20 protein-coding genes are annotated in these 22,100 nt (G+C 47.8%); 10 read left to right on the forward strand and 10 right to left on the reverse strand.

What is annotated here, in order from left to right:
- Positions 1–413 precede the first annotated feature (413 nt).
- The 7 genes from rplI to rnr all read right to left on the reverse strand — a co-directional run bounded on the left by rplI (position 414) and on the right by rnr (position 6,655).
- On the reverse strand, positions 414–863 hold the full coding sequence (rplI, locus tag AC4IE7_RS10200) for a 50S ribosomal protein L9 (RefSeq protein WP_490776730.1): 450 nt from the start codon (positions 861–863) through the stop codon (positions 414–416).
- 74 nt (positions 864–937) lie between these two features.
- Positions 938–1,849: a DUF2232 domain-containing protein gene (locus AC4IE7_RS10205; protein ID WP_490776731.1), complete on the reverse strand. Its 912-nt coding sequence runs from the start codon at positions 1,847–1,849 to the stop codon at positions 938–940.
- A 29-nt stretch (positions 1,850–1,878) separates the two neighbouring features.
- On the reverse strand, positions 1,879–2,103 hold the full coding sequence (gene rpsR / locus AC4IE7_RS10210) for a 30S ribosomal protein S18 (RefSeq protein ID WP_490776732.1): 225 nt from the start codon (positions 2,101–2,103) through the stop codon (positions 1,879–1,881).
- A gap of 29 nt (positions 2,104–2,132) precedes the next feature.
- On the reverse strand, positions 2,133–2,564 hold the full coding sequence (gene rpsF, locus AC4IE7_RS10215; RefSeq protein WP_490776733.1) for a 30S ribosomal protein S6: 432 nt from the start codon (positions 2,562–2,564) through the stop codon (positions 2,133–2,135).
- Between the two features lie 219 nt (positions 2,565–2,783).
- A complete protein-coding gene (locus AC4IE7_RS10220; RefSeq protein ID WP_490776734.1) occupies positions 2,784–3,545 on the reverse strand; it encodes a TIGR04219 family outer membrane beta-barrel protein in 762 nt (253 codons plus the stop codon).
- 18 nt (positions 3,546–3,563) lie between these two features.
- Positions 3,564–4,331, reverse strand: a complete 768-nt coding sequence (gene rlmB, locus AC4IE7_RS10225; RefSeq protein WP_490776735.1) for a 23S rRNA (guanosine(2251)-2'-O)-methyltransferase RlmB — start codon at positions 4,329–4,331, stop codon at positions 3,564–3,566.
- The gene (gene rnr / locus AC4IE7_RS10230) at positions 4,331–6,655 is read right to left on the reverse strand and encodes a ribonuclease R (RefSeq protein WP_490776771.1); all 2,325 of its coding nucleotides are present in this window, start codon (positions 6,653–6,655) and stop codon (positions 4,331–4,333) included. Before rnr ends, rlmB begins: the two co-directional genes overlap by 1 nt.
- 167 nt (positions 6,656–6,822) lie before the next feature.
- Between rnr and AC4IE7_RS10235 the strand changes: the two genes are divergently transcribed.
- The gene (locus tag AC4IE7_RS10235; RefSeq protein ID WP_490776736.1) at positions 6,823–8,805 is read left to right on the forward strand and encodes a monovalent cation:proton antiporter family protein; all 1,983 of its coding nucleotides are present in this window, start codon (positions 6,823–6,825) and stop codon (positions 8,803–8,805) included.
- 25 nt (positions 8,806–8,830) lie between these two features.
- On the opposite strand, the gene lysS is transcribed toward AC4IE7_RS10235, so the two are convergent.
- Positions 8,831–10,324, reverse strand: a complete 1,494-nt coding sequence (gene lysS / locus AC4IE7_RS10240; protein ID WP_490776737.1) for a lysine--tRNA ligase — start codon at positions 10,322–10,324, stop codon at positions 8,831–8,833.
- 62 nt (positions 10,325–10,386) lie between these two features.
- Positions 10,387–11,485, reverse strand: a protein-coding gene (prfB, locus tag AC4IE7_RS10245; protein WP_490776738.1) for a peptide chain release factor 2 whose coding sequence is annotated in 2 segments (ribosomal slippage) — positions 10,387–11,409 and positions 11,411–11,485 — 1,098 coding nt in all. Because the reading frame shifts where the segments join, the coding sequence is not laid out codon by codon here.
- 149 nt (positions 11,486–11,634) lie between these two features.
- On the opposite strand from prfB, the gene AC4IE7_RS10250 reads away from it, so the two are divergent.
- Positions 11,635–11,868, forward strand: a complete 234-nt coding sequence (locus AC4IE7_RS10250) for a hypothetical protein (protein ID WP_490776739.1) — start codon at positions 11,635–11,637, stop codon at positions 11,866–11,868.
- Between the two features lie 100 nt (positions 11,869–11,968).
- Here the strand turns inward: AC4IE7_RS10250 and AC4IE7_RS10255 are convergent, their stop codons facing one another.
- On the reverse strand, positions 11,969–12,826 hold the full coding sequence (locus AC4IE7_RS10255; protein ID WP_490776740.1) for a hypothetical protein: 858 nt from the start codon (positions 12,824–12,826) through the stop codon (positions 11,969–11,971).
- 337 nt (positions 12,827–13,163) lie between these two features.
- On the opposite strand from AC4IE7_RS10255, the gene AC4IE7_RS10260 reads away from it, so the two are divergent.
- The 8 genes from AC4IE7_RS10260 to AC4IE7_RS10295 all read left to right on the forward strand — a co-directional run bounded on the left by AC4IE7_RS10260 (position 13,164) and on the right by AC4IE7_RS10295 (position 22,079).
- The gene (locus tag AC4IE7_RS10260) at positions 13,164–14,015 is read left to right on the forward strand and encodes a glycosyltransferase (RefSeq protein WP_490776741.1); all 852 of its coding nucleotides are present in this window, start codon (positions 13,164–13,166) and stop codon (positions 14,013–14,015) included.
- Positions 13,994–14,596 carry a hypothetical protein gene (locus AC4IE7_RS10265; RefSeq protein WP_490776742.1) on the forward strand — a complete coding sequence of 201 codons (603 nt, stop codon included), beginning with the start codon at positions 13,994–13,996 and terminating at the stop codon, positions 14,594–14,596. The genes AC4IE7_RS10260 and AC4IE7_RS10265 overlap by 22 nt, the downstream gene beginning before the upstream one ends.
- Positions 14,586–15,305 carry an SDR family oxidoreductase gene (locus AC4IE7_RS10270; RefSeq protein ID WP_490776743.1) on the forward strand — a complete coding sequence of 240 codons (720 nt, stop codon included), beginning with the start codon at positions 14,586–14,588 and terminating at the stop codon, positions 15,303–15,305. The genes AC4IE7_RS10265 and AC4IE7_RS10270 overlap by 11 nt, the downstream gene beginning before the upstream one ends.
- Complete coding sequence (gene tsaA / locus AC4IE7_RS10275) at positions 15,302–16,027, forward strand: tRNA (N6-threonylcarbamoyladenosine(37)-N6)-methyltransferase TrmO (protein ID WP_490776744.1); 726 nt, start codon at positions 15,302–15,304, stop codon at positions 16,025–16,027. The genes AC4IE7_RS10270 and tsaA overlap by 4 nt, the downstream gene beginning before the upstream one ends.
- Before the next feature lie 220 nt (positions 16,028–16,247).
- Positions 16,248–18,707, forward strand: coding sequence for an EAL domain-containing protein (locus AC4IE7_RS10280; protein WP_490776745.1), 2,460 nt, complete (start codon positions 16,248–16,250; stop codon positions 18,705–18,707).
- A gap of 343 nt (positions 18,708–19,050) precedes the next feature.
- The gene (locus tag AC4IE7_RS10285; protein WP_490776746.1) at positions 19,051–19,527 is read left to right on the forward strand and encodes a hypothetical protein; all 477 of its coding nucleotides are present in this window, start codon (positions 19,051–19,053) and stop codon (positions 19,525–19,527) included.
- Complete coding sequence (locus AC4IE7_RS10290; RefSeq protein ID WP_490776747.1) at positions 19,517–21,352, forward strand: ABC transporter ATP-binding protein; 1,836 nt, start codon at positions 19,517–19,519, stop codon at positions 21,350–21,352. The genes AC4IE7_RS10285 and AC4IE7_RS10290 overlap by 11 nt, the downstream gene beginning before the upstream one ends.
- A 100-nt stretch (positions 21,353–21,452) precedes the next feature.
- Complete coding sequence (locus AC4IE7_RS10295) at positions 21,453–22,079, forward strand: riboflavin synthase subunit alpha (protein ID WP_490776748.1); 627 nt, start codon at positions 21,453–21,455, stop codon at positions 22,077–22,079.
- The last annotated feature ends 21 nt before the right edge of the window (positions 22,080–22,100 follow it).

Consider the following 22,100-nt stretch of genomic DNA (forward strand, 5'->3'; position numbering starts at 1 on the left):
GGAGCTCGTTTGTAGTTGATATGAATCGGATTGTGCGTAGTGCTTGGTAAGCATACGGTATTGGGCGAAACGAGAAAAGGAGAGAGGTACTATTTTGAATACAGATCCGAACTGTCAGTGGCTTCAACCACCACACTGCGATTGTGTAGATAATTACAGGCTCTGAAGCAACAGAACAGTTGGCTGAAAAGCTAATCCAACTCCTCGGAAACGGTAAAACCGGAAGATGAATTTGCCTTGGCAGAGACCTGATTAACTCAGGATCAAGCGCATGGTGAGATGAAAGGCTTCGGATCAAGGCAAAAAAACTTAAGCAATAGCCTGCTATTACGAAGTTTTTTTAACACAGAGCCGAAACCTTTCAGCCAAAATGCACCAATTCATGAATTGATCAGGTGCACCCCAGTGCTGATTTAAGCCTCTGGGACAATACTCAGCTTGATGCTGGTATTTACATCCGCATGCAGGTGCAGCTCGACTTCGTACTCACCGGCAACGCGGAATGGTCCGTTTGGCAGCATTACCTCTTTCTTTTCCAGCGCTTCGCCAGCAGCTACAACTGCTTTGGCGATATCGGAGGTACCGATAGAACCGAAAAGACGACCTTCATCACCTGCCTTACAGGTAATAGAGATATCCATCCCATCCAGCTTGGCTTTACGGGCCTCAGCAGCCTGCAATTTTTCGCTGGCCTCTTTCTCGAGCTCTGCACGACGCTGTTCAAACACCTTCAGATTCGCATCAGTAGCCGGGATGGCCTTACCTGCAGGAATCAGAAAGTTACGGCCGTAACCACTCTTGACGTTTACCTTTTCACCCAGATCACCCAGGTTGTCCACTTTTTGCAATAGAATAATTTCCATTGTAATCACCCTTAATTAGGTCAAATCGTTTGCTTGCAGCAAAACCGGTTTCAGCGGTTTGTTGCAACGACTTCTCACCCGCCAGATTTAGATTTAAAGCGGGATCGAAAATCAATCCAAATATCCAGCAAACCGATACTGATCAGAACCAGTACCATTTGCGGCAGAAAAATAATCAGCATCAAGTAGGTCAATACCAACCAGAGCTGGGCTGATTTAGTGCCCTTTATCAAGCCATGTACAACCACCATGCCTTGAAGAAATACCAATCCCAGGATCACTGCTCCCAGGCAGCCGATAAAGGCCGGATACGCATTCTCTGGCAGTAGACCCAACAGCAAGGCTGCTGCGCCTGCTACCCCGACCAACCGATGCAGTCGCATCTGTTGGAACTCCGTGGAAAATCCCCCCGGATTGTAGAGAATCGCCTGCCACCATCGCGCAACATACAGGCTAAGCAGTAGTTGCAGTAGAAAGCCTACTGCGACCAGGCCACACATCATCTGCGACAACTGATCCAGAACCTGAACGCTTTGAGCCTGATCGAACAATCCTGCTTCAATAAAGCGTTGAGCCATAGGTTCCAGATACTCTCGCCAGAAAGTGACTGGATCTCCCAGACTGATGTACTGCATCAGTATGGCCAGTATGCCGAATGCCAATCCCGCCTGGGTCGTAAATGCCAAAGAGCGGGAGTTGCGTAACAGTAAACCAAGCAGCGTAACTGGTATCCACAACACCAGTAAAAAGCCCAGTGCCGGTAGCGGGTTGCCAAATATCAGCCCCATTAGCGCAGCAGATGCAAGGGTTGATATCAACAACACCTTCCCTGCAGCCAAGCCGCCCAATCTTAGGGTGACCAAGCCAATACTTGCGCTACTGAAAACACCGATAAACGGAATAATAATCGACAGCATCGCCAGCACAGTTGTCACCATCGCTGACTGAGCAGGCCCACGCATCACAAAGGATGCCAGTGCTTTCATTCCGCTACCCCGGCAGGTATATATTCCTCTTAGTGCTGATCAGTGTATGGCAAAAGCGCAACATAACGAGCGCGCTTGATAGCGGTCGCCAGCTGACGCTGATATTTAGCCTTTGTACCAGTAATACGGCTTGGTACTATCTTGCCACTTTCACTGACATAGGCTTTGAGAAGATTTAAATCTTTATAATCAATCTCGGTGATGCCTTCCGCTGTGAAGCGGCAATATTTCTTACGTCGAAAAAAACGTGCCATTTGCTATGTCCTCTCTGTAATTCAGCTTATCAGTCGTCGCTTGACTCAGCTTCTTCTACGACTGGGGCCTCAGCCTCAACTGTCTCTTGCTCGTTATCACCATCATCACTGCTATCACGGGCAGCTGGACGTTCGTCTGCTTCCTGTGATTTAGCCAAATGGGAAACCTCTGAGATCGCCTCGTCACGGCGAATCACCATATTACGGATGACAGCATCATTGAAACGGAAGGCGCTTTCCAGTTCAGACAGCGCTTCTTGATCACACTCAATGTTCATCAGAACATAGTGGGCTTTGTGGATCTTGTTGATCGGGTATGCCAGTTGACGGCGTCCCCAATCTTCCAGACGGTGGATAATTCCACCTTTGGTTTCGATGCCCGAGCGATAGCGCTCGATCATAGCGGATACTTGTTCACTCTGGTCCGGATGAACCAGGAACACAACTTCATAGTGCCTCATTGTATCTCCTTTCGGGTTAGGCAGCCTTCCGCATATGCAGTAAGGCAAGGAGTGATACCCGGTCACCGGCATGAAAACACGCTGTTTTGACCTATTTCCCTTGGCAATCGGGCATCAGAAAGCGGCGGATTCTACCTTTTTGTTTGAAAATCCGCAAGATGCAGATGATCACATTGCCCACATCCACCTATCAGGCAGTGGCAAAAGGGTTGATCCCCCTTAAAAATCCACCTCCAGGCCGAGATAGAAACCATCGAAATCCCAGTCAGTGTAAATCCCATCCAGATCGTCCAGTTCAAGGGAAAAACTACGGTATCCCCCTTTCACTCTGAGATCCACGGCCAGATTATCTATTACGCTGTAGGCCAGGCCCACTTGATAGTCCTGTAGAGTATGGTCACCGACAGTCAGGATATTGAGATCGCCGTAGACCCAAAGTGGAGTTGAAGGTATCCCAATCTGAGTAGCACCATAGAGCATCGGTACATAGCCCTTGAAGTGGTTTTGAGAAGCCTGGTTGGTCTCTTTATCCTCAACCCGAACATCACCATCAAGATATTTCAGATTGAGACCGAAATCGAATGAAACCAGGTCATTGTCGAAAAGCTCATAATAGAAGACAAAATCAGTACTCTGCATATCGAACTCAATATTGACCTCTCTGCCGGCTGGAAAATTCGTCCCGGCATAACGAAAATTCTCGTCGAGTAGATCATCACCCTCAGCACTCAGATCATTGGTTCTGAGCTTGAAATTGGGTATCAATGGAATCGGATGTTCGAAGGCCAGTGATGCAACAGCAGTTCCTTCAGAACCTAAATCGAAGGACTGCAGATCTGATTTAGACATGTCGGATATAGCACCAGAAGAGTCCATAGCCCATAGCTCGACTCCTGCGGTAAAACCCAGCAAGGTGTCAGCTTGAACCTGCACGGAAAAGAGTGCGGTTATCATTGCAAGGCGGGATACTTTTCTGATCACATCAAATCTCCAACAAAACTAAATTTTTCCAGTATGTATATTTAACATGCCACGCTGTCTTAGCGCTTCATAGAGTGACACGCCAGCGGCCACGGAAACATTGAGGCTCTCCACACTTCCCGCCATTGGTAGCTTAACCAACAGATCACAACTTTCCCGGGTTAGCCTGCGAAGCCCTTTCTCTTCTCCCCCCATGACCAAAGCAAGCGGACCTTTTAAATCGACCTCATAAAGAGTCTGCTGAGCCTCACCGGCTGTTCCAACAAGCCAAACCCCCTCAGACTTGAGCCATTTAAGGGTGCGAGACAGGTTGGTAACCTGGATCAGCGGCACTGTCTCTGCCGCTCCGCTTGCAACCTTTCTTACTGTAGAAGTCAGGCTAACTGATCGATCACGAGGTATGACAATCGCATTTACACCGACTGCATCTGCAGTTCTGAGACAAGCGCCCAGATTATGGGGATCCTGAACACCATCAAGTATCAATAGCAAAGGTGGCTGTTCAAGTCGCTTCAAAAACGCCTTGAGATAAGGCTCATCCTGCACCTGCTGCTGCCTGATGCGAAGAGCAACACCCTGGTGGCGTGTATCCTGCACCTGCTCGTCCAACCGCTTGCCAGTCAAGCTATGGCACTTTATTCCAACAGCTTCAGCAAGTGAGAGAACCTCTCTGATACGAATATCGCGACGTCCACCATCTACTAACAGCTCTTCCGCTGCTGTTTTTTGCTGAAGCGCAGCTTTGACTGCGTGAAGCCCTAGAACCCAGGAGTGCTGATCAGACATCAAGTAGACTTTTTCTTACGCCGTGGCTTTTTTGCACTTTTTTTATTAGTTCCGGCATGCTTTGTCGCCGAATCTCTTTTGGGATTTCTTTTCGATTTGTTAGACCGTGTCTTGCGCTTTTTTGTGGGTTCGCTGCTTGACTGTTTGTCTGGAACAAAATCAATCTTCCGGTCATCCAGATTAACCTTCGCAACAACGATGGTCAGAGGATCACCAAGTCGCAGCACTTTACCGGTACGCTCCCCGGTAAGACGATGACCTACCGGATCATAATGGTAGTAGTCATTGTCGAGTGCAGTGATGTGTACCAGACCATCCACATAGATCTCTTCCAGTTCAACAAACACACCAAAAGAATTTACACTGGTAATGATGCCATTGAAGGTTTCGCCAACCTTGTCCTGCATATATTCACACTTCAGCCAGTCCAGTGCGTCACGGGTTGCTTCATCCGCTTTCCGTTCAGTGCTCGAACAGTGCTCTCCAAGACTTTGCAACTCAGATTTCGGATAGTCGAAATCATCGGGCTTGCCCTGATCGATAAGATGTTTGAGTGCTCGATGTACAATCAAGTCAGGATAACGACGTATTGGTGAGGTAAAATGGGTATAGGCCTGGTAGGAAAGGCCAAAATGGCCCACATTGTCTGAGCTGTATACGGCTTGTGAGAGTGAGCGTAACAATACCGTCTGAATCAGATGGCGATCAGGTCTCTCCTGTATCTGTTTCAACAGCAATGCATAGTCACCTGCTGAAGGTTTCTTACCTCCAGGGAGACTCAATCCGAGCTCTGCAAGAAATTCACGCAGGTCGGTCAGTTTCTCTTCTGCTGGCCCTTCATGAATACGATAGAGCGCTGGAATTTTCTTGCGCAACAGATAGCGTGCAGCTGCCACATTGGCTGCCAACATGCACTCTTCGATAATACGATGGGCATCATTTCGAACCACAGGCACGATGCGTTCTACTCTTTTGAGTTCGTTGAACTCTATTCTTGTATCTGTAGTATCGAAATCGATTGCACCTCGCTCGGCGCGTTGTGACTGTAAAACCTTATATAGCTGATAGAGGTTATGCAGATGGGGCAATATCTTCGAATGCTCGGCACACAGCTCAGGATCACCCTCCAGCATGGCAGCCACATCGTTATATATCAGCCTTGCATGAGAACGCATTACAGCGGAAAAGAAGCGGGATCGGGTTACCTTGCCTTCCGCACTGATGTAGAGCTCACAGGTCGTACATAAACGATCAACCTGAGGATTGATGGAACAGAGGCCGTTCGAGAGCACCTCTGGAAGCATGGGAATCACCCTGTCAGGAAAATAGACGGAGTTACCTCGGGTTCTTGCTTCCTGATCCAGAGCACTGCCTGGCTTTACATAGTGTGAAACATCTGCAATACAGACCAACAGTCGCCAACCCTTGGGCTTAACCTCGCAATAGACCGCGTCATCAAAATCCCGGGCATCCGCACCATCTATGGTGACCAACGGCAACTGCCTCAGATCGACGCGCCCCTGCTTGTCAGTTTCAGCCACTTCAGGGGTCAATGTCTTGATCTCCTGAGTCACCTCATCGGGCCAGTCCACTGGAATACTATGGGTTCGTATTGCAATGTCGGTCTCCATACCCGGCCCCATATGATCACCCAATACCTCCACAATTCGGCCGATAGGCGGTGTCCGCTTGGTGGGTTGATCCAGAATGTCAGCCACCACCATCTGTCCCTGTTTCGCCTGATTGGTTTCACTGGAAGGAATGATGATATCCTTGCTCAAGCGTTTTGAATCGGGAACCACAAAACCGACACCACTCTCCATGTAGAGACGCCCTGCCACACTCCGGGTGTTCCGTTCCAGCACCTCGACCACAGCCCCTTCCATGCGATTTCTACGGTCCAATCCGGTAATGCGAACCACGGCACGATCATCATGGAACACAGGCTTCATTTCTTTAAATGAGAGATAGAGGTCATCCCCTCCATCATCGGGTCGGAGGAAGCCAAAACCATCGGCATGACCGATAACCCTGCCGACAATCAAGTCGCGTTTATTAACCAGACAGTAGTTTTCGTTTCTATTACAGAGCAATTGCCCATCACGCTCCATTGCCCGCAGCCGCCGTCTAAGCGCCTCAACCTGCTCCTCAGATTCGATACTCAGCTTCTCAGCGAGCACCTGCCGATTCATAGGAATCCCTTCACTTTTAAGGGTTTCCATAATGAATTCACGACTTGGGATAGGATTTTCGTACTTCCGAGCTTCCCGCTCTTGATACGGATCCTTCTGGGATGAGCCTTTTTTAGATCTTTTTGCCACGATTATCTTTTCTATTTACTTTGAATCTCCCGATTTTAACACTTAAGTCGTTATTACCCCATGAAATATTTCGACATTTATTTGATTGGATTTATTTCTTCTATTTCCTCAAACTCATACTCTGTGCAATTCTCGATCCCGAACTGATTTATGTTTTAAACCGGCTAAAGATGAATATTCATACTCTACAGATCATTCTCTTACTGCTCGCTGTCTCAGTAATTACGGTGACACTGTTCAGGCGCCTGCATCTGCCACCCATTCTGGGCTATCTGATTGTTGGAATCCTGGTAGGCCCGTTTGGCATCGGCCTGATTAATTCGAATGAAGACACCAGGTTCCTGGCTGAGTTTGGGGTGGTGTTTTTACTCTTCACCATTGGACTTGAGTTCTCTCTACCACAGATGGTTGCCATGAAGGGGACGGTATTCGGCTTGGGGGGAAGCCAGGTATTGCTGACGGCAGTACTTACAGCAGCCATAGCCTGGCTATTGGGTTTGGAGACCCCTGCTGCCCTGATCACAGGTGCCATTATTGCACTATCTTCAACTGCCATTGTGACCAAACAACTCTCTGAACAGGCAGAACTTAATACGGAACATGGGCGATTAGGGATCAGCATTCTGCTGTTTCAAGATCTGGCGGTCATCCCACTATTAGTAGTCATCCCCCTACTCGCCGACGGAAGCTCAGGAGGATTGCTGATACCACTCACCTGGGCAGTGGTTAAAGCGATAGCCGTTTTCGCGATCATAATGGCCTTTGGTCACTGGGTTCTGCGGCCTCTGTTCCATGAAATTGCCAGGGCTCGCTCAGCTGAACTGTTCACCATGACCGTACTGCTGGTTTCATTGGCTGCGGCATGGTTAACCCATGAAGCTGGGCTCTCCCTTGCTCTGGGGGCTTTCCTGGCCGGAATGATGTTAGGAGAGACAGAGTACCGGCACCAGATTGAAGCTGACATACGCCCTTTCCAGGACGTGTTGCTTGGCCTGTTTTTTGTCACTGTGGGAATGCGGGTCGATGTCAGCTCATTGTTGCCGATATTTCACTGGGTGGTCATCGCAGCCATCGGACTGATCACCCTAAAAGCCAGCATCATCTTTCTTATTGGTTACTTCAGCAAACGCCCAATTGAGGCAAGTTTTCGCTCCGGATTACTGCTTGCTCAGGGGGGTGAATTCGGCTTCGTATTGCTTGATCTGAGCTTGGAGTCTTCCCTGTTACCACCCCATGCCAGTCAGATTATGTTTGCTGCCATTATTATCAGCATGATCATCTCCCCCTTCATGATCCGCTACAACGGACGACTGGCACAGACATTCTGCACGTTGCGTAGTACCTCCTCAGATTATTCCGCTGTGGATGAACTGGAAGAGGAAGCTGAACAACTGGACCGACATGTGATTATCTGCGGTTATGGCCGTGTCGGACAAAATCTTGGCCGATTATTACAAAGAGAGGGTTTCCCCTATGTCGCATTGGATCTCGATCCAAGCGTGGTACAAGAGGCTCACGAAGCTGGCGAGCCTGTACACTTTGGGGATGCAACACGTCAGGAGATCATCCAGGCAGCAGGTATCGAAAAAGCTGAAGTTGTTGTAATCACTTTTGAAGAACACACCACAGCGATGAAGATTCTTCACTACCTGAAGTCCCATTCGCCAGAAACCCCGGTATTGGTTAGAACCCGGGATGACACTCACTTGGAAGAGTTGGAGCTGGCTGGTGCAAGCGAGGTAATGCCAGAGGCAGTGGAAGGGAGTCTGATGATGGGGGGTCAGCTGTTACTGCTGCTTAAGGTACCCGGCTCCCGTATTCTTAAAATCATGCGGGAAATCCGTGAAGGCCACTATAAATTGTTAAGGGATTTCTACCATGGCCAAGAGGCCATCGACCTGGAGCATGATGAGGCTTTTCAGGAGCGCCTGCATACGGTCACACTACCGAAAAGGGCCTTTGCGGTGGGCCATACCATTGAGGATCTGCACTTGTGGGATTGGGAAGTGAGTGTCACAGCAGTACGTCGCGGCGGCATCCGGGGGGAAGCCCCGGAACCGGAAACCCGTTTACGGGATGGAGACGTACTGGTACTGGCAGGTTCAGCTCAACATCTGGAGCATGCTGAAGGACTGCTGCTCTATGGACACTGAGGTGGTTACCCAGTCGTCAGCCCAATTACTCAGGCCGCATATGGGGAAACAGCAACACATCCCTTATAGAGGGTGAATCAGTCAATAGCATCACTAATCGGTCAATTCCAATGCCCTCTCCCGCTGTGGGTGGCATACCATGCTCAAGCGCACGCACGTAGTCATCATCATAGTGCATCGCCTCGTCATCGCCGGCCTCTTTCTCGGCCACCTGTTTGCTAAACCTTTCGGCTTGATCCTCTGAGTCGTTGAGCTCAGAAAAACCATTTGCTATCTCTCGACCACCAACGAAAAACTCGAATCTGTCGGTGACAAATGGATCGTTGTCATTACGTCTCGCCAGAGGGGAAACCTCTGTGGGATAGGCTGTGATAAAGGTTGGGTTCATCAAACGATGTTCGACCGTTTTCTCAAATATCTCTATTTGCACCTTGCCGAGTCCGTAACTCTCCTTGATCGGTATCTGCAGCCTTTCAGCAATCGCTCTGGCCTGATCCAGAGAATCGATCTCTTCGGAGCTGATATCAGAATTAAAGTGGAGGATCGACTCTTTCACTGACATACGTTGAAATGAGCTGGCAAAATCATAGGTTTCACCCTGATAGCTCACCTGCTGTGATCCAAGCACATGCTGACAGAGGTCACGTAACATCGCCTCGGTTAAATCCATCAGATCGTTGAAATCGGCATAAGCCTCATAGAATTCCAACATAGTGAACTCTGGGTTATGGCGTGTAGAAAGCCCTTCATTTCTAAAATTACGATTGACTTCGTAGACCTTTTCAAATCCACCAACCACCAGTCGTTTGAGATAGAGCTCTGGTGCGATACGCAGGAACATATCCATATCCAGGGCATTGTGCCGGGTAGCGAATGGTCTCGCTGTTGCACCGCCGGGTATCACCTGCATCATCGGCGTCTCGACTTCCATGAAGCCCCGACCATCCAGATAGCTGCGGATAAACTGTACAATCCTGGTACGCTGACGAAAGGTCTCACGGGAAGCATCGTTCATGATCAGGTCGACATAGCGCTGACGGTAACGCATCTCCTGATCTGAAAGGCCATGAAATTTTTCTGGCAAAGGACGAAGTGCTTTAGTAAGCAACCTCAGCTTATCAACCTTTACCGACAGTTCGCCGGTTTTGGTTTTGAACAGAATCCCCTCTGCACCAATGATGTCACCGATATCCCATTTCTTGAATTGTTCGTTATAGAACCCCTCTTCCAGGGAATCCCGTTGTACGAACAGCTGCATTTTTCCCGACATATCCTGAAGATGGGCAAAACTTGCTTTTCCCATCACCCTGCGGCTCATCATGCGCCCAGCCAAACTCACTCTCAGAGCCTGAGACTCCAATGCTTCATCACTCTGGTCATCGTATTCTGCATGTAACTCACCAGCAACACTGTTACGCCGGAAGTCATTTGGAAAAGCGATGCCGGAATCACGCATCTTTTGCAGTTTTTCTCGACGCTGGGCGATGAGTTTGTTTTCGTCCTGTGTCTGATCGTTCATATTTTTTATCAACTCAGTTTGGTCTAACTTCTAACCGTTCTTTGGATTGTAACCGTTACCAATTACAAACCACTTTTAAGACTGGCTTCGATAAACATATCGAGGCCACCGTCAAGCACAGCCTGTGTATTACCGGTTTCTACACCAGTACGTAGATCTTTTATGCGGGACGCATCCAACACGTAACTTCGAATCTGACTTCCCCATCCAATATCGGATTTAGTCTCTTCAAGCTCCTGCTGTGATGCGTTGCGTTTCTGTATTTCGAGCTCATAAAGTTTGGCCTTAAGTTGCTTCATAGCAGTAGCCTTGTTTTTATGCTGAGATCGGTCATTCTGACACTGCACAACAGTCCCGGTGGGATTATGTGTAATACGAACCGCTGATTCTGTCCGGTTAACGTGCTGCCCCCCCGCTCCGCTTGCTCGGTATACATCGATTCTTAGATCAGCCGGATTAATATCGACTTCGATGGAATCGTCAATCTCAGGTGAAACAAATACCGCAGCAAAAGAGGTGTGGCGCCTATTGCCCGAATCAAAGGGGGATTTACGCACCAACCGATGGACGCCAATCTCGGTGCGCAGCCAGCCAAACACATATTCACCTTCAAGGCGTACCGTGGCACTTTTAATGCCCGCAACCTCTCCTGCAGAAACTTCGATCAATTCAGTCTTGAAACCACGATGCTCACCCCATCGCAGATACATACGGAGCAACATTTCAGCCCAATCTTGAGCCTCAGTGCCACCAGAACCGGCTTGTATATCGAGGAAGGCGTTGCAAGCATCTGTCTCTCCGGCGAACATACGGCGGAATTCGAGGCCGGAAACCTGCTGTTCATAGGTCGACAAATCCGCCTCAATGGATGAAACTGCGTTTTCATCCCCCTCCTCTATCGCCATCTCCAGAAGCTCGGACGCATCGCCCAAGCCCTCATTAAGCTCATCCAGAGTCAGGACTACGTTTTCCAGGGTTGACCTCTCCTTTCCCAGAGCCTGAGCCCGTTCGGGATCATTCCAAACCTCTGGATTCTCAAGCTCACGAAGAACCTCAGTCAGGCGCTCCTGCTTGACCTCATAGTCAAAGATACCCCCTGAGGGAGGCTGCCCGTCTCTTCAGATCGTCGATCAGATTATTGATGGGGTTGATATCTTGCATTGCTACACCGGCTGGGAAAAAGCGGGAATTCTACACTACCTGGAATGCAGCAGAAAGTCTTACTAAGGCATAACTGAACCGCTAAATCCCTATTTTTTGCAGAATTGGATAAGTTTTCAGCTTATATATCGGTTTTGATGAGATCCTGGGTGTACCGAGCAGCAAAAAACTACAACGGGGGGCTGGTCTCATCTGACAAAGCTGAACGTGTCGCCAACTACGTAAAGAATATGAGTTATGAATTCGGGATGCTGGCGCACGCCTGTGGCGTTAAAGAGCCCCGAGAACTCAAACGCTTTCACGCACGTATGGTTATAGAAAATGGTAAATCACTGCCATTGAATGAGCTATATCCACCAATCGAAACGCAATCGACTGACTGAGAACTTCTAAACAGCAGATTCTAATCAAGTAAACAGATGGGGGCAGGCCGCACGTATCAGGCTTCGACTATTTAAAAATAACCTAACACTAACTGGGTAATCAACGGTGTGACGAAGAGAGTTTCCGATTACGACTCTGTTTAGCTGAACTACGCTTATTGAGGGTAGAGAATTTGCTTTTTACCTGATCACGGATTTGAATCCATTTCCCGGCCAAACCAACTACAGGCTCTTCATCACCTGATATTTTATTTCCATTAAGAGGCTTGTCAGCCTGCTTCACCCACATATCAAAGGATTCAGATATCTCTTTATCCCAAGAGACAGGGGGCTTTACTACCCGACTCCCTCTATAGAGTTTCTCCAGAGTTACATTCTTAGGTAGACCCACATCTTTCAAGCCATCCAGGAGTTCGGCCTCGGTCTCACTGATAGTTTTCTCTATCACTTTTCTCTTTACGCTAAACGTCTTTGCCATTGCGGCTTCGCTGATGCCAATTTCATATTTGAACAGAAAATAGCGTTTCTTATCGTCACTCAGATGCTTTAGATGCTCGATAAGAGCCAAGCTCCAGTTTTCATCCTGCTCGATATCTTTGGGAAGGTAGTTAGTCTGCTCTTGTGTGCGACGGGCGGCCATCAGAGATCCGACAGATGAACCAAGATACTGGTAAAATGAGAGTTTAAGCTCTTTTGGTGTTTTATTGCTTAGACCGGCTACAACCAAGTGACGCCAAGCTGAATAATAGGCAGCCTTGCCATATTCGTTTGTTCCATATTGACGCACGATAAAGCGATAAACACGCCCTCGATAGCGCTCGTAGAATGAGGTAAAACCCTCTTTATCATGTTTTAAAATCTTTTCAAGTACGGCATCTGTATCAAATCGTCTCGATTTCACTTTTGGATGGGCTCCATGTATACCCACCTCATTGAGGTAGGAGGTTACTTTTCGCAAACTCCTTTGCCATACAAGCACTTATTCATCCCTCATTCGCACTTACTTCCGACCAGACAACATAGGCCAGTATAAATCAAATAACAATATTTTTCTTTGAATATCCTACCTATGTCACACTGAGGGCCCTTGGTTCTCTATCAGAATAGTTCACCTGAGTCTGTTTTCAGTGCTATCAAGATTCTAGCCTTCTGGTATTCAGAGTGGGAAATTGAGCAGCATAGTCCATGGTTTTCATTCGCCCTATTCCGGACATTTTCAGTCAGGCATGGCAAAAAACGGATACGCACTAACATTAATTATTAACAATCAGTAACTTAACAGTTATCCTTTTGCTATGTCTATCTCTGTAATCATTCCAACCCATAACCGAGTCCACACCCTGCCCAGGGCATTGGACTCGGTATTTTCCCAATCTCTTCCGCCATTGGAAGTCATTGTTGTCGACGATGGTTCTAACGATGGCACCAATACCCTGATCAATACAAACTACCCACAGTGCATCTACCTTTCACAACCCAATTCTGGAGTAAGCGAATCCAGAAATACCGGTATAAAACAGGCCCGTGGTGAGTGGATTGCTCTGCTGGATTCTGATGACAGCTGGCTTCCAGACAAACTGCAAATGCAGATGGAGAGTATTATCAGTTCGTCCAATCTTCGCCTTTCGCACACCGATGAAATCTGGATCAGAAACGGAACCCGGGTAAATCAGATGAATAAGCATACAAAACATGGGGGATTTATTTTCAAACAATGCTTACCGTTATGCGTTATTTCACCGTCAGCGGCTCTACTGCATCGCTCTATATTTGATGAGTTTGGTCTGTTCGATCCCAGCCTGCCAGCTTGTGAAGACTATGATATGTGGCTAAGAATCTGTGCCAGCGAAGCAGTGGATTTTGTCGATAAACCCCTGGTTGTGAAATATGGGGGGCATGATGATCAGCTTTCCCGGAGACATTGGGGTATGGATCGCTTCCGTGTCTATGCCTTGCAGAAATTGCTGGAGAATCAAAAACTGAGTGACTCCGATCGTCTTGCTGCAATAAAAACACTGGTTAAAAAATGCAAAATTTTGCGTCAGGGTGCCGAAAAACGTGGCCATCTGGATCGTGCTGAACAATACAAAGCCATCCAGCTACAATATGAACAGGAGTTGATCGGTTGCAATCCAGACGCCATTTAAATCTGGTGATAGCCCTGAAAGCAGAAGCCACTCCCCTCATCAATCATCTTGAAATGAAACGTTTTCAACCGATAGGCCCATTGCCACTCTATCAGGCTTCGGGAGTAGATTTGGTTGTCTCAGGGCCTGGTAGATCTTCGGTTGAAAGTGGTGTTGCTTATCTGCACGAAATAGCCCCACCTGGGTCGAACCCGGTCTGGGTCAATATCGGAATTTGCGGTCATGGATCTCTTGATGTCGGTGAACTTCTGCTAGCCGATAAGGTTATAGAACAAAACGGAGACTGCTGGCACCTGAACACAGCGTTCAGAACGCCACTCAATCGTGGCCCACTCTCCTGTGTCATAGCGCCTCAAGCTGGGTATGAGCCACAAATGGCCTATGATATGGAATCTTCTGGATTTATTGCAGCACTGACGTCAATTGCCTCTCCGGATGATCTGCATATCATTAAAATAGTCTCAGATAATCCCCAATGTGGTCATGAAAAGATAAGCGGCAAAGGTGTTCGAGCATTAATTACACAACAGCTTGATCAAATATCGGAGTTAATCATGCGGGTAACGCAATATGAACAATAAAGGTACTCGCAAGCTACTCATTACCGGCGCCTCTCACGGCATCGGAGCGGCAATATCAAAACACCTGCTGACCCTGGGCCACGAGGTAATTGGTATCAGTAGAGATTTTTCCGACTGGTCAGAGCAGACACCAGGATTTCACCCCATCTCCTGTGACTTATCAGACCTTGAGCGTCTACCCAGCGTATTGAATAAAATTATCAACTCCCACACCGATCTGGACGGCGCTATTTTGAATGCTGGTTATGGACGTTTTGGTTCTTTGGAAGAGTTCTCTTTCCAACAGATAAGAGAGATGATTGATCTAAATCTGGTGCAACACCTCTATACTGCCAGAGCGGTGGTTCCCCACCTCAAGAGAGGGGGGGCAGGCGATATAATAGTCATCGGCTCCGAATCAGCTCTGACCGGTGGTAAAAAGGGCACTATCTACAGCGCCTGTAAATTTGCACTGAGAGGTTTTGCTCAATCCTTGCGTGCCGAATGCTGTGCCAGTGGTCTGCGTGTATGTCTGATCAATCCAGGCATGGTTGCCAGTGATTTTTTTGATGAACTGGATTTCAGACCTGGAGACCTGCCTGAAAACCATCTCCGTGTATCGGATATTGCTGAGGTGGTAGAGATGGTTCTCAATGCCCATCCTGGCGCGGTCTTTGACGAAATCAATATGAACCCGTTAAAAAAGGTCATTCAATTCACTCCATCATGAAGTTCGATCTACAAACCATTGGCTTGATTCAATCTTGCTTTAAGGAGAAATTTGGCATTCCCCGACAATCAGGTCTGATCCCTGAGGCAGAGGCTCTGCTCAAAATCCTTCCCCCTTACAATCGTCCTGAGGCGTTTCGCGATATAGAAGGCTACTCGCACCTGTGGATCTCTTTCATTTTTCACAGGTCGATCAGAGATCAGTGGAAACCAACTGTTCGCCCTCCCCGGCTTGGAGGAAACGAACGTGTCGGTGTTTTTGCATCACGTAGCCCATTCCGCCCAAACCCAATAGGACTCTCTGTTGTCGAACTGTTGCAGTTGGATATCTCCGACCAGCAGGTGACGTTGCGACTGGGGGGAGTAGACCTTCTTGATGGCACCCCAGTCATCGACATCAAGCCCTACATTCCCTATTCCGATGCAATCCCCAATGCCAGGGCCGGATTTGCGCCCACACCACCTAACAGAGAGATCGAACTCAGCTTTAGCGCTGAAGCAGAAGCGGAGTTACAGAAACATTCGTCAAGCCAGATAGATCACCTTAAACGACTCATCCAACAGGTATTGGCGAATGACCCGCGCCCTGCTTACTTAATCGAACAACAGAGAAACCGATTTGGTATGCGTCTATACGATTTCAACATCCTCTGGGAAGTGGAGCAAAACAGATTTCTGGTGCTGCAAATAGAGCCCTTATCAGAGCTGCCTTTTAGTATGTAGAGTAGAGCGATTTAGGCAATCACCATGTAAAAATATGGTCATTCTTCAAAATAGGTAAAAAAGCGTCATATTATTAATTACCCCCCCTTTCGGAGTACACGACAAACCGTTATCATTCTCAATGGTAGACAAGCAGTTACACTTGAAAGCAGAGGTAGCACTTTGTGTTATTTGTAATTTTAAGTTCGCACACTAAACAAGGGCTATAGACTCGAACCCAATGAGCAGCGATATTCCAAGCACAGCAGCCTCGACAGCTAACCTGATCACTTCATTTCTGAACCAGGTGCCTGGCAGAATTTCAGCGATCTTGGAAAATTGGCACCAGTTGGTGCAAAGCGATTGGAAAGGCAATCTGCTGGACACTCTGATAGAGCGAATTTCCACACTGGCTGAGTCTGGATCCAAATTTGGTGTTCCTCAGATCACACACAGTGGTAATTCCCTGATTGGCCATTTGAGTGACTACCACAATACCGGACTAAAACCTCAACACGATGATGTTGTCGCACTGGATGGTCTGATTCACGCTTTTAAAGACGCTTCAATACAAGCTTGTAACCAACAGGCGGCGGCTTTAGCGAGCAAACCTCAAGAAGCCTCCCCTGCTGAGCCGAAGGTATTGAATGGTGAGCATAAGGTCTATCTCCTGGGGATTGATGAGTCACTGGCTGCCGGCCTGATGAGAAACTTCCAGGCTAAAAACCTGGAGCCTATCCTGCTTGAAAACCCTCAGCAGATCATCCATCACTATGACCTCAACCCTGACGAGCCGGAATTTCTGATCAGTCACGTGAATCTGCTGGACGAACTCTTTCCTGAATCCAAGACTGGTGGCCTTTGGAATAAAAATAATGGCCTGCCGGGTCTACCCGTTGCCTTTGTCGCAGACTCTCCCGATCTAAAAACCAGACTTGCAGCAATGCGCGTCGATGCTTGTGGATACTGGTCTAACCCTGTAGATCCCTATCTGGTTGCGAAACAAATCGAAGAGCTTTCCACCTCTAATAGCCATACAAAATATAGGGTATTAATCGTCGAGGACGATCCTGCACAGGCTGACTTTGCTGACGCCATTTTAAGTAAAGCAAACTTTGAATGTCTTGGCGTCACTGACCCAATGCAGGTTTTGGACGCCTTAAAGGACTTCAAACCGGACCTGATTCTCATGGATCTCTATATGCCCGAGGCCAGCGGCTCAGAACTGACAGCAGTGATCCGGGAACAAAATGAGTATGTCGATATTCCTATAGTTTTTCTCTCTGGCGAGCAGGATCTGGATAAGCAATTGAACGCTTTGAGCTTTGGTGGTGAAGACTTCCTCTCAAAACCAATCGCACCAAAGCACCTGATCAGCACAGTCACCAATCGCATTCGTCGCGCCCGTCAACTCAGCCATCGAGTACATGGATATTTCCGTAGAGAAAAAGAGATCGGCCTACACACTCGGAATTATCTACTTGAACGATTGGATGCCCTGCTCCTTGCAGAGTCGACCCTGGATGAAGTCACTGGTGTATTTTTCCTGAAGATCGACAAACCTGAAGACTTCGTGGCCTCTGTTGGTATTGGTGGGCTCGATGTTGTATTGGCCGAAGTGGCAAAACACCTCAAATCTTCATTAGCAAGCCAGGATATTTTGACCAGGTTCGGCGACAGCAGCCTCAGCCTGCTTGCCATCAGAACCAATCAGGATGAGCTGAAAGCCCTTGGTGAGAAACTTGCCAAATACCTCAGCCAACAGACCATAGAGGTGGAGAATACCACCCTTGGCGTGACTTTAAGTGTTGGCATATACCCAGTTGAGCCGGGCAATCAAGACTCTCGTGCAATCATTGCCCATGCTCAGATTGCTAGCCGCAAAGCTACCGAGGCCGGTGGCAATCAGGTCTACGTCTTCGAACCCGAGAAGCGGACTGATAGCGAAGGTGATGCAACCCAAGACATGGGTAGTTTGATTCAGAAGGCTTTGGATGAAGACTATTTTGAAGTTTTCTTCCAACCCGTGGTTGCCCTTCAAGGCTCTACACTGGCCCACTATCAAACCCTGCTGAGATTGCAGGAGCCTGATGGGAACCTGCATGCCGCTGCTGAGTTTATCCCTAAAGCTGAGGAGATCGGACTGATCAGCAAAGTCGATCAATGGACCACAAGACGAGCAATCGCAGTAATCAATGAGCACAAGAAACAAGGAACGCACCTCCGCCTATTTGTCTCTCAGTCCACAGATCTTCTGGAGAATATGGAGCGACTCACCTGGTTGAGAGAGAAGCACCGAAGCGGTCAAATAGGGAAAAACGCTCTAACATTTGAATTCAACATACATGAAGTCGCAAAATCTCTGAAGTCAGCCAAAATCTGCTTCGACGTTCTTAACAAAATGGGTATCTCAACCCTTTTGACACGGGTTTCATTGACCCCGGAGACCGAGCGGGTTATCAAGCATCTACCCATCAGTTACATCAAACTCGACTACAGCCTCCTCTCCGATTCAGGTGATGAAGTAGGAAAGCTGGTCGAGTTGGTTCATGAACGTAAAATCAAGGTGATTGCACCTCAAGTAGAGGATCCACGCAGTATCGCGCTTCTATGGAGCAGTGGGGCCGACTATGTTCAGGGTAATTTTGTTCAACGCCCTGAAAGCAATCTTATCTACGATTTCAATGAATCTGTGCTGTAACCTCTGAATCTCACACGGGTTAATAATAGCTGCTGGGTGGAACTTTAAAGCCCCGTGCCAGTCGATATGATGCTGCCAAGTCGTTTGGATCGATCTAGTGCAGTCTCCTATGTTGTTTGATGTTTTTAGAGGCCACTTATCCTTCTGGTGTATAAAAATATTCAGGCTGCCATTTGCAGCTATTTCATTTGAATTTAAAGCAAAAGGGATAAGCTTGCTTCGAAGCTGAAATAATCTAATTTTTTAGACTCCACAACCAAATTTGGCGCACAATATGCATGTTTTTATAGTAATTTCAGATCCTGTTTTGTACTGATTTAAAGAATCCAGGAGTTGGTTCATCATGCAAATAGCACTATCCAAAATTACTGTTACCACCCTAATGTTGCTTTTCAGTCATACTATTTCTGCTGAGATCAGCACTTACCCAAGCCCGGTTGATCCGCTCTACCAGAGTAGGAGTGACTCACCAGAACCCTCAAGCTCAAACATCAACGAGGACAATAAAGAGAGCAGATTCTATCCCCGACCCACCGGCCCAGTCTTCCAGACTGGGGACGAACAACTCAGCTGTAGAGAGCTGGATCAGCAACTGGCCACTCTTGAATCTGATACCTATAGCGCCAAACCTGGATTCTATGAAGACCCCTATACGGGTGCTTCAATATTTGTTGGTGCCGTATGGGCGCCTGGCGCACTGGCCTATCTTGGTTATTCGGGTGCAGCAGAATACTATGAGAATGACCGGGTAAATGATGCACAAAACCGTATTGAAGCATTACGACGAATGAAGGCAAAACTCCACTGTTATGAGTATTGACCTCGGAGAGATAGAGACTCAACCAGCCATTCGTGAAACGAACTACCGCTGGAATGAACTTATTCAGATGGTGTTTCACCATCGACGTGAACTCATAGCTGCCAATCTGATTGCGATTCTCGGCGCGATGGCAGCAGTCCCAGTCCCTCTGCTGATACCCCTTCTGGTTGACGAGGTGCTCCTCAATCAACCCGGTAAGGCCATTGGGTTAATGAACGCTCTTTTTCCAGAGAGTTGGCACGGCCCCATCCTCTATATCATGGCGGTTTTGGTCTTCACCTTGATATTAAGAGTCCTGGCGCTGATATTCGGCGTCTGGCAGACCTGGCAGTTCACACGTATTGCCAAGGATGTCATTTTTCATATTCGCAGGGATCTGCTGCTTCGTCTCGAACGTATATCAATGTCATCATACGAAACCATGGGCAGTGGAACCGTAGCTTCCCACCTGGTGACAGACCTCGAGGCTGTTGATAGTTTTGTCAGTGTCACCACCAGTAAATTTTTAGTGGCGGCACTGAGTATACTCGGTACTGCTGTGGTACTACTGTGGATAAACTGGCCTTTGGCGCTGTTCATTCTTTTTCTCAATCCCTTGGTGATCTATTTCACGACACTGTTTGGACGAAAAGTAAAACACCTCAAAAAGCGTGAAAACTCAGCCTTCCAGGCATTTCAGGAGTCCCTTGAGGAGACACTGGATGCCATTCAACAGATCAGGGCAAGCAATCGGGAACGTCACTATATTCGTCGGATTATTGATAAGGCAGACCATATCCGCGAACACTCCGCAGCATTCACCTGGAAAAGCGATGCCGCCAATCGACTCTCATTTATGATATTTCTATTTGGCTTCGATATTTTTCGCGGAGTCAGTATGTTTATGGTTCTCTGGTCTGACCTGACTATTGGCGAAATGCTGGGTGTCTATGCCTATCTCTGGTTCATGATGGGGCCGGTACAGGAGGTGTTGAACATACAGTATGCCTATAATGGTGCTCAGGCTGCTCTGGGACGGATCAATGACATGATGAAGGTCGATCTGGAGCCAGTTTATCCTCACCATCAAAATCCTTTCTCCGGAAAAAAAACTGTCAGCCTGCGCCTTCAGGATTTGGAATTTTCCTATGGTGATGGCCCACCGGTTTTGAACAAAGTTGATTTAGTGGTCAATGCAGGAGAAAAAGTGGCTTTTGTGGGCGCCAGCGGAGGCGGCAAAACCACATTGGTGCAGATCATCCTTGGTCTCTATCCAGTCACAGCCGGTAAAGTTTTCTTTGACGAGGTACCGGTTCAAGAGATAGGCATGGATGTGGTGCGCGATCATGTCGCTACTGTCTTACAACACCCGGCACTGCTCAATGACAGTATCAGGATCAATCTCACATTAGGACGAGAGATTTCTGATGAGAAGCTTTGGCAGGCTCTGGAAATTGCACAACTTAAAACCACTGTAGCTGAGATGGAACATGGCTTGGAAACCCTGGTCGGTCGTTTTGGTGTCAGACTCTCAGGAGGGCAACGACAACGCCTGGCCATTGCACGTATGGTACTGACAGATCCCAGTGTGGTTATTCTTGATGAAGCGACTTCAGCCTTGGATACCGCAACTGAAGGTAATCTGCACAGTGCACTACAAGCATTCCTGGATGGACGCACCACAATCATCATCGCCCATAGGTTAAGTGCCGTAAAGCAGGCAGATCGGGTACTGGTCTTCGAAGATGGACAGGTTGTCGAAGAGGGAAGACACGAAGAGCTGATTGAGAATAAGGGGCTCTACAGTACGCTCTACGGACGGCAGGAGCCGGGTACTACTAACTGATTAGGGCCTGTTTGATATCCCTATACACAGCCACAATCTGGTAAGTTAAGGAGCCTCTGAATATAGTTGTTATTCAGAAAAGCCGTCGAGGAGAATTTTAATGTTTACCGGCATCGTACAAGGTACTGCTGAGATTGTTGCCATCGAGCAAAAGAAAAATTTCCGCACCCATCGGGCCCGTTTTCCAAAAGATACCCTGGATCAATTAAAGACGGGTTCATCTATCGCCCACAATGGCTGCTGCCTGACAGTAACCCGAATAGAGGGTGAATTAGTCGATTTTGATCTCATGCAGGAGACCCTGAATGTCACCAATCTGGGCGAACTCAGGGTCGGCGATGCCGTCAATTTTGAGCGAGCTGCAGGTTATGGTGATGAGATAGGTGGGCACGCCATGTCGGGACATATCCTCTGCACAGCAGAGGTTGTTAATCTCAGAGTCTCTGAAAATAACCATCAAATCCGCTTCAGACTCCCCGAAAGATGGAAGCGATATATATTCACCAAAGGCTATATTGGTATCGATGGCATCAGCCTGACTATAGGTGATGTCGAGGAAAATGAATTCGAGGTCAACCTGATCCCAGAAACCTTACAACGAACCAATATTGGCACACGTGAAATTGGTGACCGAGTGAATATCGAAATCGATCCACAAACCCAGGCCATTGTCGATACCGTGACAAACCTGTTACCTGAACTCTATCAAAAGATGCTCCAACAATAAGCCTGGATTAAACAATTGCAA

It is taken from the genome of Candidatus Thiodiazotropha sp. AKAK3 (assembly GCF_058244645.1).